This window comes from Candidatus Bathyarchaeota archaeon (assembly GCA_026014735.1).
Classification (GTDB): domain Archaea; phylum Thermoproteota; class Bathyarchaeia; order Bathyarchaeales; family Bathycorpusculaceae; genus Bathycorpusculum.
The window spans coordinates 1-13,635 of the sequence record JAOZHT010000007.1 but is presented as its reverse complement, the minus strand read 5'-3'; the positions used below and the strand labels follow the sequence as shown (position 1 = coordinate 13,635).

Annotated in this window: 17 protein-coding genes; 2 read left to right on the top strand and 15 right to left on the bottom strand. The window is 42.6% G+C overall.

All coding sequences use genetic code 11. The features are described from left to right. The coding region (locus tag NWE93_15095; protein ID MCW4001555.1) for a hypothetical protein at positions 1 to 368 on the top strand (368 nt) is incomplete at its 5' end. A gap of 434 nt (positions 369 to 802) precedes the next feature. On the opposite strand, the gene NWE93_15090 is transcribed toward NWE93_15095, so the two are convergent. From NWE93_15090 to NWE93_15035, 12 genes are all read right to left on the bottom strand, one after another. Further along, entirely contained in the window at positions 803 to 1,009 is a 207-nt protein-coding gene (locus tag NWE93_15090; GenBank protein ID MCW4001554.1) for a hypothetical protein, read from the bottom strand. Between the two features lie 13 nt (positions 1,010 to 1,022). Then, a complete protein-coding gene (locus NWE93_15085; protein MCW4001553.1) occupies positions 1,023 to 1,913 on the bottom strand; it encodes a cation diffusion facilitator family transporter in 891 nt (296 codons plus the stop codon). A gap of 6 nt (positions 1,914 to 1,919) precedes the next feature. After that, a complete protein-coding gene (locus NWE93_15080; GenBank protein MCW4001552.1) occupies positions 1,920 to 2,711 on the bottom strand; it encodes a cation diffusion facilitator family transporter in 792 nt (263 codons plus the stop codon). 5 nt (positions 2,712 to 2,716) lie between these two features. Then, entirely contained in the window at positions 2,717 to 3,184 is a 468-nt protein-coding gene (locus tag NWE93_15075) for a hypothetical protein (protein MCW4001551.1), read from the bottom strand. 44 nt (positions 3,185 to 3,228) lie between these two features. Beyond that, positions 3,229 to 3,615, bottom strand: a complete 387-nt coding sequence (locus NWE93_15070) for a DUF302 domain-containing protein (protein ID MCW4001550.1) — start codon at positions 3,613 to 3,615, stop codon at positions 3,229 to 3,231. Further along, a complete protein-coding gene (locus NWE93_15065; protein MCW4001549.1) occupies positions 3,612 to 3,848 on the bottom strand; it encodes a thioredoxin family protein in 237 nt (78 codons plus the stop codon). Before NWE93_15065 ends, NWE93_15070 begins: the two co-directional genes overlap by 4 nt. Before the next feature lie 58 nt (positions 3,849 to 3,906). Next, positions 3,907 to 4,137: an SHOCT domain-containing protein gene (locus NWE93_15060; GenBank protein ID MCW4001548.1), complete on the bottom strand. Its 231-nt coding sequence runs from the start codon at positions 4,135 to 4,137 to the stop codon at positions 3,907 to 3,909. Positions 4,138 to 4,188: 51 nt separating this feature from the next. After that, positions 4,189 to 4,713, bottom strand: coding sequence for a hypothetical protein (locus NWE93_15055; protein MCW4001547.1), 525 nt, complete (start codon positions 4,711 to 4,713; stop codon positions 4,189 to 4,191). A gap of 81 nt (positions 4,714 to 4,794) precedes the next feature. Beyond that, the gene (locus NWE93_15050) at positions 4,795 to 5,208 is read right to left on the bottom strand and encodes a transcriptional repressor (GenBank protein MCW4001546.1); all 414 of its coding nucleotides are present in this window, start codon (positions 5,206 to 5,208) and stop codon (positions 4,795 to 4,797) included. Positions 5,209 to 5,321: 113 nt separating this feature from the next. Beyond that, positions 5,322 to 5,654, bottom strand: coding sequence for a P-II family nitrogen regulator (locus tag NWE93_15045; GenBank protein ID MCW4001545.1), 333 nt, complete (start codon positions 5,652 to 5,654; stop codon positions 5,322 to 5,324). A gap of 23 nt (positions 5,655 to 5,677) precedes the next feature. Then, the gene (locus NWE93_15040; protein MCW4001544.1) at positions 5,678 to 6,895 is read right to left on the bottom strand and encodes an efflux RND transporter periplasmic adaptor subunit; all 1,218 of its coding nucleotides are present in this window, start codon (positions 6,893 to 6,895) and stop codon (positions 5,678 to 5,680) included. Positions 6,896 to 6,957: 62 nt separating this feature from the next. After that, entirely contained in the window at positions 6,958 to 11,301 is a 4,344-nt protein-coding gene (locus tag NWE93_15035; GenBank protein MCW4001543.1) for a CusA/CzcA family heavy metal efflux RND transporter, read from the bottom strand. A gap of 130 nt (positions 11,302 to 11,431) precedes the next feature. Between NWE93_15035 and NWE93_15030 the strand changes: the two genes are divergently transcribed. Further along, positions 11,432 to 11,578 (top strand): hypothetical protein, encoded by a 147-nt coding sequence (locus NWE93_15030; GenBank protein MCW4001542.1) that lies wholly within the window; start codon positions 11,432 to 11,434, stop codon positions 11,576 to 11,578. Between the two features lie 213 nt (positions 11,579 to 11,791). Here NWE93_15030 and NWE93_15025 read toward each other — a convergent pair whose 3' ends face one another. From NWE93_15025 to NWE93_15015, 3 genes are all read right to left on the bottom strand, one after another. Further along, the gene (locus NWE93_15025; GenBank protein ID MCW4001541.1) at positions 11,792 to 12,226 is read right to left on the bottom strand and encodes a transcriptional repressor; all 435 of its coding nucleotides are present in this window, start codon (positions 12,224 to 12,226) and stop codon (positions 11,792 to 11,794) included. Positions 12,227 to 12,270: 44 nt separating this feature from the next. Beyond that, a complete protein-coding gene (locus NWE93_15020) occupies positions 12,271 to 12,921 on the bottom strand; it encodes a hypothetical protein (protein ID MCW4001540.1) in 651 nt (216 codons plus the stop codon). A gap of 100 nt (positions 12,922 to 13,021) precedes the next feature. Then, positions 13,022 to 13,225 (bottom strand): helix-turn-helix domain-containing protein, encoded by a 204-nt coding sequence (locus NWE93_15015; protein ID MCW4001539.1) that lies wholly within the window; start codon positions 13,223 to 13,225, stop codon positions 13,022 to 13,024. Positions 13,226 to 13,635 lie beyond the last annotated feature (410 nt).

Here is a 13,635-nt window from a genome sequence, read left to right as displayed (position 1 = left end):
GTTTTACCCGGGTGAAAGATAGGGATTTGGCGGATTTTTTGTTTTGTGTATCGGCGGTTGGCTCTTTTGCAAAAGTTAGTGCATCCCGAAGGGTGCGTGCTTTTGCAAATGTGCCAAACCAGGGTTGGACAAAAAATATGACAAAACCCTATGTGCGGTGGGTATTTCCACTACTTTTTCAAGTTTTTCCGCCTGTGTCCACTATGCTTCCACCTCTGTCAGATATACATTTACCTGTGTCGGATATGTTTCCGTTTGTGTCTAATGTTTATCGTATAACGTCGAATATTTGTCCGTTAATGCCAACAATATTTTTACCAATGCCGGACATATTGCCGTCTATTTCGGATTGTTTTCCGTGTTTGTAAAATTGTTGTTTCGTAATGACAAAAGACTTTCCGCTTTTGTAAAATGTTATTCCGTGCACGTATGATTGTTTTAGAATACACAAAAAAAAGTAAACCACCCTAAAAGGGCAGCTTACCTAAATTGAGTTGCAGCCACAAGAGCTGAAGAGAGACCAGCGGCACTGAACCACGAATGATATAAAAGCGGAAACGAGCCGAACGATGAACGTAGGAGACCAGCCACCAGCCAGCCAACCTACAACGAAAGATACAATAAAACATAATGCCCTTGTGCCCACAGGTTGGGGGCAAAAGGTGCAAGGGCAGACCAAAAAATACTACCCGACGACAGGAGGTGTGGAGATTTTTTGAGGCTGGCGAAGTGAACCCTTGTCAGCTTTTGGAACCAGCCTGTAACTTTGCTGTTATGTTTTGGTGTATTTGGAATTATTTGATTAGCAACAATTATTACCTTGTTGTACCGGAGGACACTCTACCGAACCATACGAACAAAATACGCAACAATCGCCCTGTTTTGGTTTTAAAACGGTATGGCAATTTTTACATTCATAAAAGAACTGACAGGAATCCTCCGGCATTTCTTCTTCTTTTTGATGCCCGCATGCAGGGCAGGTTATGATTGATTTGTATTGAATTTCCATATCTATACAGTTTTCAACAATCGGTTTTGCATTCTTTTTCAATCCTTTCATTCTCAATTTGAAAGGTTGTGTGTCCTATCCCGAATTCGTGTTCAAGTTTCTCCTGTAATTCAGAAATAAATTCATCGCTGAACCCTTTTGGCATTATCAGGTGGGCGGTTAATGCTATTTGGGTGGTACTCATAGCCCAAATGTGTAGGTCGTGAATTTCTTCAACACCTTTTTGTACCAACAGTAATTCCCTGACTTTTTCGAGGTTGATGTTTTTAGGTACGGCATCCAGCGCCAAATCTATGGAATCGGTAAACAAGCGCCAGGTGCCCCAAAGGATGACCAGGATGATGATAAAACTCATTACCGGGTCAATCCATTCGATTCCGGTGAGGTTAATCAATAATCCGGCAACAACCACTCCCAACGACACCCCGGCATCGGCAGCCATGTGCAGGAATGCTCCTTTGATGTTCAGGTCGACTTTTTGGCCTTTCATAAACAGCAAAGCCGTAATGGTATTGATTACCACGCCTATTCCGGCAACAATCATCACTTGAGTACCTGCCACGGGTTCGGGATTTTTGAATTTCCCTATGGCATCCCAACCGATGGCTATTACTGCTCCAAAAAGCAATAGCGCATTGAGTATCGATACAAGGATGGTTGTTTTTCGAAGACCGTATGTATATTTCCCTTTTGGCTTTATAGAAGCAAGCCGGATTGCTGCCCAGGCAAAAATCAAACTCAGAACGTCGCTGGCATTGTGACCTGCATCGGCTAATAATGCTGATGAGTTGGCTGCCAGACCATAAAATATTTCAACAGCAACAAAGGCGATGTTTAAACCAATGCCAATGGCAAAAGCTTTTCCGTAACTTTTTTGCGTAGTATGTTCATGCGCGTGTGCCATAATTGATTACTTCGAAAGTTTTAAAATCCTCACTGCCCCGCGCATCACAAAGGTGAAAACAATGCCACCAATGACCAAATCAGGCCATTTGCTGTTTAGTAAATACACCAGCACACCGGCCAGGATAACCCCGCCGTTCACGATGATGTCGTTGGAGGTAAATATGGCGCTGGCCTGCATGTGCGCTTCTTTGCTTTTGGCTTTGTTGATGAGCCACAACGAAACCAGGTTTCCGGCAAGCGCCAGGATGGAAACAATAATCATCCACTGAAAAAGGGGCGTTTCGCTGGTGCTGAAAAAACGCCGCAGCACTTCGGCAAAACCCAGCGTAGCCAGCCCCATCTGGAAATACCCGCTGATTTTGGCTACTTTTTTCTTTCGTGAAATGGCCGCACCCACTGCAAAAAGGCTGAGCCCGTAAACAATAGAATCAGCCAGCATGTCCAGCGAATCGGCCATAAGGCCCATGGAGTGAGAAATCCAGCCGGTGGTCATTTCCACCACGAAAAAGGTGAAATTGATGCCCAGTACCCACCAGAGTATTTTACGCTGTTGCGAATCGTCGGTGCCGGGCGGTAATTCCGTTTCGACTGTGTTTTCGAGTTTGTCCCCTAATTTTAGTTGGCTGATTGCCTGGTGGATTTCATCCACATCGCCTGAATGATATACCTCCAGCTTCCGGTTTTCAATATCGAAAACCAGGTTTTTAACGGATGAAAACCCTTCCAGCTTCGTCCTGATAAGGGATTCTTCGGAAGGGCAGTCCATTTTACTGATGGTAAATACAGATTTGAACATGTGAACTAATCTTTATGCAAAACCACATTTAAAGGAATAAAAGCGCCCACTTTCAAGCCCCAGTCAATATTATCAACAGGGGTAAACAAAAATACAAACGCATTTCCCACGTTCCCTAATTTGAAATTGGGCCCGGTCTGTACGATGAATTTATTTTCATCTATCATATACTCTTCCGCCAAAACCCACGATACCGGGATTTTTTTGTCGAACCCTACAAACCAGTATTCGTTGAAATTGTAAATGGCGTTGGCAAAGGGCGTGTATCCCACCGACAAATAGGTTTTATTATTGAACATGGCGCCCAATTCGGCATGGATACGGGTTATTTCCTTTTTGTTACCATCAAAATCGTACATCACAAAAGGGTTAACACGTACCCCTGTGATTACTTTTAACCGCTCGCCTTCCTGGGCATTCGCTGTGAATACCCAGAAAAGTGCGAAGGTTAATAACAACAGTTGTTTTCTCATTTTCAATTATTTTTGAACTACTTTAGGTTAAAATTTCAGCCGTATTATACGCTTTCAATTACCTTTTGAAGTTTCGACCTGATTTCTTCGGCAATTGCACTTAATTTGTCGTTTTGAACCGCCAGCATGGAAGCCACCGGGTCAACGGCAGCTACTTCTGTTTTGCCATTATCCAGCTCCTGCACAATTACATTGCAGGGAAGCATGGCTCCGATTTTGTTTTCCGCTATCAATGCTTCATGAGCAAAGGGTGGATTGCAAGCCCCTAAAATCTGGTATTTTTTGAAATTTACGTCCAGCTTCTTTTTTAAAGTAGCCTGTACATCAATTTCGGTCAACACCCCGAAACCTTCTTTTTTCAGTTCTTCGGTTACTTTTTCGATAGCTTCATCGAAACCGTACTCTGTTGTTTTTTCAATATAATACTTCATGATTTTTTGTTTTTCAATTCTGTGATTATGTTATGTTCCGGCTTTCCAAAAGACACTACTTCATCATCCACAATTAAAAGCGGCGATGTTTTTATTTTATACTTATCTATTAATTCCGGATGGTCTTCAAAGTGCATTACTTCATATTCTAATCCGGCATCTTGCAGTTGTTTTTCAAGATTTTTCCGGTATGCGCATGTTTTGGTTTTGGTAGCTGCTATAATAATTTTCATAGTTCTATTTTTTTTATCACCTTCCTTTCCCCTCTCTGGGAGGGGTTAGGGGAGGCTTCTATAAATCCTTTTTTCGTTCTTCAAACTCCTGTTTGTTTATTTCGCCACGGGCGTAGCGCTCTTTTAAATAATCGAGCGCCGACTTACTTTCGGGTGGGTTGCCGGGGCGGTTATTTTGACTCATTCCTTTAACAACCATCCAAACAACGGCAATTACGATAATGAGCCCTATAACCCACCACCAGCCCATTCCCATTCCCCATCCGTGACACCCAAATCCATCCATCATAACATTCTCCTTTCTTTTTATCGCTTGTTTTTTAAAAAACCGAACTGGTGTTTACCAACAATTGCTGCGACGCGACATCATCATCTGTTTACGAGAATTCATTCCCATATTACCTGCGTGCCAGCAATTTTCCGACATATCCCACCAATTGTAATTGTTGTTGTTAAAGTAGGTAAGCTGCTTTTCAGAGAGAAGTTTTTTTACCTGAACTTTTGTCTCCAGGTTGATATCCTCAATTTTTTCTTCCTTATCACGGATAGTGCTTCTCAGTGATTTCACCTTTTTTACATCCAGCTCAGGATTTGAATTTGCTGCCCGGTATTCCATTCTCAAACTGCGAAGCTCATTTTCGATTGGCAGTTTTTTCTCGTAGCTGTTTTTACGTAGCTCATTAATTTCCGTAATTTGTTCGGCTGTTAACGCATATTCTGCCGGGGTGTTGTAATTCCACCATTGGGCATCTGCGTTAGCCGACCAGTTTGAGTTACAGCAATGGTGCTGTGCCATTGCCTGCGATGCAGAAAAGACAATCAATCCTGCAAGTAAAAAAGCCATTTTAAATTTTCCAGTTTTCATAATTAATAATTTTTAATGTTATACATTCTAATAATTTCAACATCAAAATTACCAATAAGTTAGTGCAACACTATTGCAAAGTTAATCGCAGCGCGGGCACACCCCGTTAATGATGAATTGCGCATTATCATAGGTATATCCTTCAGGAAGTTTAATGTTGGGAATTGGAAGTTCTTTCATACAACGTGTCCTGCCACAACGCGTACAATAAAAATGAACGTGCAGGTCATGTATATTACAGGTACATTCATCATCGCAAACGGCATATTTAACCGAGCCTGAACCATCATCAACAGGGTGGACAATGAAATTTTCCTCGAATGATTTAAGCGCCCTGAAAATAGTTGAACGCTCCACTTTTTCAAACCGCTGTTCCAAATCCGCCAGGCTCAGCGCTTTCCCTGAATCTGCAAGTGTTTTGTAAACCAGGGCGCGCATGGCTGTTGGTTTGACGTTTTTCGATTCAAGTTTTTGTTCTATATCATTGTTTTCCATAACTGTAATTGTTTGACAATAAACAACATTTTATGTTTTTCAATTCCAAATTTACTAAAATTGAATACAATTGCCCCGACTTTTATTTCAAAGTAGAAGGCAAGGGTACTAAATTATTTCATCCCGTTTTCCAATCCCGTTTTCACCCTGTACACTTTTTCAACATCAGAAACATAGATAAACCCATCGCCCGGATTTAGTGTACAGCCATACTCGCAGATTATATTCACAATAGCATCAACTTTTTCTTTTTTTGCAACAAGTTCAAGCTTTGCTATTTCACTATCGGTTATTGAGAACTTTTGCGATACAAAAGCTTCTTCATCCTGAAATTTCCCTGTTCCTTCAGCCATTGAAATGGTCATGTTCTCAAACCCTGCATCTTTTAAATGGTGAACAATGTCGTTCACTTTGTTGGGCCTTATAAATGCTTTTATTTCTTTCATATCTAATCTTTTTTAAAAGTTTATTAATCGTCATCACCTGCTTCGTCTTTTTTCAAATCAGACAAAAGGTAGTAAGCTGCGTTCATTACAATCTGTGTATCATCGGGCAGGGGATTGAGCAATTTTATTTCGGTGTATCCCTCATCCTGTAAGCCGGTTATTACTTCCACCATCCGGAAGGCCATTACTTCATGGTTTTCACCTTCTTGCGTTTCTCCGGAATGTTCGCCGTGTTCTTCATCGCTTTCACCAGCATGGTTTTCCTCATGACCGTGTCCCGCTTCGGTGGCTTGTTCATCCAGCACGAAAATATAAGATTTGGTTCCTTCGGAAACAATGGCGTCATTGGGCAGCGTGCGGGTATAATTTTCATCGGTATGGATGTGGCCTGAAATGTACATGCCCGGAATAAGGCCCGGTACGGTTTCATCCAGACTGGCATGCACGTGCACGGCCCTGGCGTTGGCTTCAAATTCCTGGCCGATGGCAAAAATCGTTGCCGTGAGTTCCTTGTCGGGAATATTGGCCGCGGTAAAATGTACCTTTTGTCCTTTTTCCAGTAAATGCACATCATTTTCATACACCATAAAATCAGCATGGATTTCGCTGTTGTCGGTAATTTCAAATAGCATGTCCTGTGCCCCGGCATAGGTACCCATTTTCACGTTTATTTCATTCACGTACCCGTTGATGGGTGAAACAATGGGAACGCTGTTGGAAATCGTTCCCTCTTTAACTTTTTCGGGCGAGAGGTGCAGGAGTTGCAAGCGGGCTTTCAATCCCTGGTACTTTGCCTTGGCCGAATTATATTCCGACTTTACCTGTTGGAACTCCCTGCCTGCACCTACGTTGTTCTCGAAGAGTTCTTTCTGGCGTTCATACTCCATTTCCAGGTATTCGAGCCGGCTGGCTAATTCGGCAAAATCTTCCTGTAGTTTGATATAATCAGGGTGTTCGAGAATGGCGAGGGTTTGTCCCCTACGCACCATGTCGCCATGGAAAACTCTGATATCCCGCACATTTCCCCCGATTACTGCCGTAACTTCTGCCGAGCTTGCGGGCGGCACCTGCATCTCACCGTTTGTTTTTACCATGGTGGTGAGGTTTCGCATTTGGAAAGTCCCCAGTTCTAAATCCAGGGCTTCGCGTTGCTGTGGGTTAAGAAATACCACGCCTTCGGGACCCTCGTGTTCCTCCTGTTCCCCGGTTTCACTGTTTTTTTTGTTGTTGTTGCACGACATGAGTGTAACTACTGCAAGAAGTGCTATGATTATTTTTGATTTCATTGTATCTGTTTTTTAAATTATTGACCTGTAATGTATTCCAATTGTTCCTTAATTTCAAAATATTCACCCAGCCGGGACAAATATTCCTGTCTTGTTCTGATGGCTGATTCGGTATTCTGGATAAACTCGATATAACCGAGGCTGCCCAAACGGTAACCCAGGTTGGCGGCTTCAATTTGCTCGTCGGCAAGTGGCAGCGCTTCATTTTTATAATATTCCAATACCTCGCCCATCACCCTGTACCGGCTTAAAAGTTCTTTGTAGGAAGCGTTCAGTTCGAGCGCCCGCTGCTTGTATTGCTGCCCGGTCATCTCGTAATTAATACGGGCGGCTTTTGTTTTGCCCGACTGGGAAAAGAACAGCAAAGGAATGGAGATACCTGCCTCCCAGCCATAATAACCGGAGGTGCCATCGACCGACTGCCGGGAATACCCCAAATCGAGTTTGGGCAGAAAATTTGCTTTTTCGGCTTTCCACTCAGCTTCGGTAACATTCAACTGTTGCCTGTAAAGATTAAGCAAAGGGACGGCATTTAACGAATCAAGCGGGTAGGAAGTTTGAATGGTTTCATCCCATTCCTGCCCGGCATCGGCAATTTCAACACCATCGGGGTACATCAGGTACTGGTTCAGCAGTTGCAACGAAGCCATGTATTCGCTCTCTGCCTGTTTCATGTTAACCATTAATTCCTGGTATTTGGCAGAAGCTGCCAGATAAGCTACTTTGGATGTTTGCTGGGTTTCGAAACGCAAACCGGCAGCCCTGAGGAAATCGGCATAAACACTGTCGAGCCGGTTGTACAATTGGGTTTGCTTTTTGGCTACCAATGCCCGGTACCATGCAAGGCTCACGTTTCTGACCAACTCATCTTCGGTCAGTTCAAGTCTTGATTCGGCCAGGTTGATGCGCGATTCATTCAGCTTGTTTTTAGCAGGTATGCCAAACAGGTCAATTTCCGATTGCGCCAATCCAATTTGGGTTTGAATACCCACCTCACCATTGCCGGTCTCCTCCTTTCCGGTGTATATAGAGGTGCTGCCCAAATCATAAGCTGTGGCTTTCAGGGCCTTTTGTTTTTCAACATTGAGCGAAGCGGCTTTTAAGGAAGGATAATTTTCCTTAGCCCGTTCAATAGCCTGCTCAAGGGTAACGTTGTTTTCCTGTGCTTTCAGGCTGCCCGAAATTCCAAGCCCGCCGATGATAAACAACAGGATTATTACCGTGGTATTGAGTTTGGGCGCTTTCAGTTTTGTTTTGCCCGATTCGACCATGCGATATAAGACAGGCAACACAACCAACGTTAGAAGCGTGGAAGTTAACATTCCGCCAATAACCACAGTTGCAAGCGGACGTTGCACTTCCGCCCCGGCAGATGTGGAAATGGCCATTGGCAGGAAACCAAGTATATCAGTTGAAGCGGTGAGGAAAATTGGGCGTACCCGGCGAATGGAACCTTTTTTGATAATATCGCCCAGGCTAAGTTTTCCCTCTTCTTTTAACTCGTTAAAACCGCTTATTAATACCAGTCCGTTTAACACTGCCACACCAAACAGCACGATAAAGCCTACGCCTGCCGAAATACTAAACGGCATTCCCCGCAAGTAAAGCGAAAGTATTCCGCCCACTGCTGCCAGTGGGATGGCCATGTAAATCATCAGGGTTTGTTTAAACGATTTTGTGGCAAAGAAAACCAGCATAAATATCAATGCCAGAGCGAGTGGCACAACAAGTGAAAGCCGTTGGGTTGCCCTTTCGAGGTTTTCAAAAGCGCCGCCGTAGCGGATGTAATAGCCCGAAGGCAATTCCAGTTCTTCATCCAGTGTTTGCTGTATTTCTTCCACCAGCGATTTAACGTCCCTGCCTTCCACGTTAATGCCCACATACGTGCGCCTGTTGGTATTGTCGCGGCTTATTTGCATCGGGCCTGGCTGATAACTGATTTCCGCTACTTCTTTCAATGGTACCTGGTTGCCGGTGGGTGTGTTTACAAACAGGTTCCGAAGGTCGTCAATGCTTTGGCGGTGTTCTTCATCGAGGCGTATAACAAGGTCGAACATCCGTTCGCCTTCGTAAATTACCCCGGCAACACCTCCGCTAAATGCTGTTTCAACCACAGTGTTGAGGTCTTTAATATTGAGTCCGTACTGTCCCAGTTTGGTGCGGTTATAGTTAACGGTTATTTGAGGCAATCCACTGGTTCTCTCAGCGCTTATTCCTTCAATACCCTCAATTTCCGAGATTAAGCCTGAAATTTCTTCGGCTTTGTCGGCCAGCATATCCAGGTCATCGCCATATAATTTTATAGCCACATCCTGCCTGATACCAGTTAAAAGTTCGTTGAACCGCATTTCGATAGGCTGGGTAAATTCGTAGTTAATACCCGGCAGGTCACTTACCTTTTCTTTTACTTTGTCAATCAGTTCCTGTTTCGATTCGGCCTTTGTCCATTTGTCCTGTGGTTTAAGAATAACAAATATATCAGCAATATCCATGGGCATTGGGTCCATAGGAATATCAGCAACTCCAATACGGCTTTGAACAGACTCTACTTCGTCTGGAAAATTCTCCAGTATTATTTGTTCAAGACGGGTAGATGCATCCTTCACTTCCGATAATGATGTTCCCGGTTTCAGGAAAGCCTGGAAAGCAAAATCGCCTTCGTCCAGTTGAGGAATAAATTCGGCCCCCATACGTGAGAAAAGAAAACCACCGGAAACTAAAAGTATAAGTGCAATTCCCAATACAAGCCTTCCTTTGCGCAAAGCCCAGCCAATTACGGGTTCGTAAAGGTTTTCGAGTTTCTCTATAAAACGCTCGCCCCAGGTCTTTTTATCTGTTTTAGGCGGTCTCAGGAATAGCGCCGCCATCATGGGTATGTAAGTAAGGCACAGCACCATAACACCCAACACGGCAAACCCAAAGGTCATGGCCATAGGCTTAAACATTTTGCCTTCCACGCCTTGCAATGCCAGTACCGGGATAAAGACAATAAGGATAATAAGCTGACCGAAAAATGCAGAGTTCATCATTTTACTGGCTGAATTGTAGGCTATTTCATTTCGCCGGGGCAGGCCGATTTTTTCCCCGATAAACTCGTTCCGGTGCAGGTAAAAAATCATGCTTTCCACGATAATTACCGCCCCGTCGACCAAGATACCGAAGTCGATGGCACCGAGGCTCATCAGGTTGGCCCATACGCCAAACACTTTCATCATGATAAAAGCAAAAAGCAAGGCCAGCGGTATGGTCGATGCCACCAGTAACCCACCCCGAAGATTACCAAGGAAAATAACCAGGACAAAAATTACAATCAGCGCCCCAATCGACAGGTTTTCGGCAACTGTGGATGTGGTGCTTTTTATCAGTTTGCTACGGTCGAGGAATGGTTTTATCTCAACGCCTTCGGGCAACGATTTCTGGATTAACGCCATGCGTTCTTTCACATCCTTGATTACATCGTTGGAGTTTTCACCTTTCAGCATCATCACGATACCGCCTACGGCTTCGCCTTTACCGTCTTTGGTAAAAGCCCCGTAACGCACAAAACTTCCGTATTTTACTTCGGCCACATCGCGTATAAAAACAGGTTGCCCGTTTACATTGGCTACCGGCGTGTTGCGGATGTCATCGAGCGAGCGCATCAAACCTTCGCCACGGATAAAGTTGGCCTGAAAATTTTTCTCAATATAAGCCCCTCCGGTATTCTGATTATTATCTTCCAAAGCCTCGAAAATGTCGGCAATGGTCAGGTTCATGCTGCGTAGCTTATCGGGGTTTATGGAGATTTCGTATTGTTTGCCACGTCCGCCAAAGGAGTTTACCTCAACTACTCCCGGAACCATTGCCATCTGGCGTTTTACAATCCATTCCTGCATGGTGCGCAGTTCCATGTCGTTATACACAGTGTCGTAACCGGGCTGAACTTCAAGCGTGTACTGGTAAATTTCACCCAATCCGGTACTGATTGGCGCCATAAACGGCTCGGCAAATCCTTCCGGGATTTTTTCCTTAATTTCTGCCAGCGCTTCGCTTACCAATTGCCGGGGAAGGTAGGTTCCCATATTGTCCTCGAAAACTATTGTTACCACTGACAGCCCAAACCGGGAAACCGAACGAATTTCGATAACCCCCGGCAGGTTGGCCACCGATAGTTCCACCTGGTAGGTTACAAACTGCTCAATGTCTTCGGTGCCCAGGTTGGGCGCGGTGGTAATCACCTGCACCTGGTTGTTGGTAATGTCGGGCACGGCATCCAATGGCACTTTGGTCATTGACCAGATACCTCCGATGATAAGCCCTATGGTCATTAAACCAATGAGGGCTTTGTTTTTGATTGAAAAAGCTATGATTTTGTTTATCATTTGATTTCTTTTAATTATTAATGTGAATCCTGTACAGCATTTTTTTCTATGCGTTCAAATTTAATACGTTCGCAGTATCATGGCAATGCAAGGATGTCTAAGTCAACTGCTCAATATTTAAGAAAGAAAAATGAATTATATTTTGGGTGGTTGCCAGATAGATGCAACGGGACTTGAAATTGCAGGTTCTTTCAATTTAAAATCTATAGTAATTTCAACTAAATTGATAAAGGAAATACTAAAAAATGAAGGAAATGAAAGTGTTTGGCAACAATGACAAAAACAAAACGGGGAACATAAATCAGCATCGTTTGTCTGATTTGGACTTTGTTCTGATAATTCCAGGGAAACAGAATTTGTATTGGCAGCATGTACATCATTGCATGGTATGGCTGTTAAAACCATTACGTACATTGATAATATTACTGCTACATATTTCATTTAAAATACCGGTATTTTCTGAATTACAACGGCAAAGATACCCCAAAGTTCATGCAACCGGGTTGCAAAGTTTTTTTTTGCAATTTGAACAAATTCCTTTTACTACCATATTTACGCTTCCGAGGGAAAAGCTACTGGGGAGGTTTATTGTTGGAACAGGAATATCGTTTAAACAAAAAGTTTGATTGCAATTTGTGCAAAGAAAATGAACATGCAGGTCATCGGGTTGGCACTCGCAAGCTTCCTGGCACAGGGCATATTTTACAGAGCCCGAACCATCCTCAATCGCATGAATCAGTTTATTCTCCTGAAATGTTTTTAGTGTTCGATACAGAGTTGCTTTATCGGCTTTTTCAAATTTTTGTTCTAACTCGGGCAAGCTGATGGCTGTTTTTTGTTCGGTCAAAACCTGTAAAACCAATTCGCGCATGGCGGTTGGTTTGATATTGCGGGATTGGAGATTATTATCAAGTTTTTTATTCACTAATCTTGAAATTAAAAAAAATCCCTCAAAGGAGGGATTCTGTGTTATTCTATAATTTCTTCACCTTGTGTTCCAATTTTACGAGTTGCATTCATGTTAGCAACTACTTTACTAAATGTGAATTGGTCTTTTTTCAATTCATCATACTGATAATAGTTAGCTGCAATTTTACAAATACCGATTATTTCATCGTAAATTCCATTGAATATATTTACTGCTTCGCCTGAAACTTCTTTGCTGGTTTCTTTTAATGTTTCCTGAGTTACATTGGCTTCCTTTAATTGGTCTGCATAACCTATAATTCTATCAATTAAAGCTACGTTTGTTCCTTTATTAACGATTGAGGTCTTTAAGTCGCCGGTCATTCCTTTTTTGAATGTATATAGTAATTGAATTAAAGTTTCCTGGTCTCCTTTTTGAACATTGCGAAGGTTTTTGTCGTATCCCAATTTTTTCTTAATTTCCTTAGCTTCATTACCGAAGTCAACTTCAAGTTGGGTTTTCAAGAAAGATAAATCCCTTAACGCCGGAACTTGAATGGTTGCAAGTTTTCCGGTTGCATCCCTTAACTCTTTCTTTTTATCTAAGCCGAGATAATTCTCAATTGCATCATCAATTTTTGTAGAAAGTTCTGAAACGTAGGTTTCAGACCAGTTGCTTCTTGCAATTGACAGGTCTGCAAGATTATCACCCAAGGTTTGGGTAATTGTTTTTGACGCTAATAACATTTCAACGTCTTTTCTTTGTAGGTTCTTGTATTTGCCATAATAATTAAAATTTAGATAGTTATTAAAATTATTTCTTTGTTGATACTAAAAGTTCTCTTACATCTACGTTTAACACCAGTGCTATTTGAAAAAGTGTTTCTATTCTGGGTTGCATATCGTTCCTACACCATTTAGAAACCGTTGTCCTGTTCATCTTCATTTGGTCAGCCAGCCAGTTGTTTGTTTTTCCTTGTTCCGCCAAAACTGCCTTAATCCTGTTGTACACTTTCATTTATACCGTTTAAGTTAGAAATCAAATGTAACCAAATTTAATAATATTTAGAAAGCCAAATATTAAGTCTTAAATACCTTATTTTATGCTAAAATAGTATTTTACTCTGTTTTAAAAGCATGTTTTGGGTATTATTAAACAGATTTTGAATATTTTTTAGCCATAAATAAAAATATAATGATGATGATGTGGGCGGCGTAGTGTCTTTGATTAGAACCACTAACGTTGTTGACCGCCCATTGGAACGGACGTTGATTAGAATGCGGTTGGCAGGTGTTTTTTGGCGGAGTTTTTGACAAGCGGGTCTGAATGCTCTTTGCCGCCCGCAGGAACGAGGACGGCAATGTGCATAGCAGGGTGGGGTCTCAAAAACTATGACAAAAAACACGAGCGATGGTATATTCAAAAAT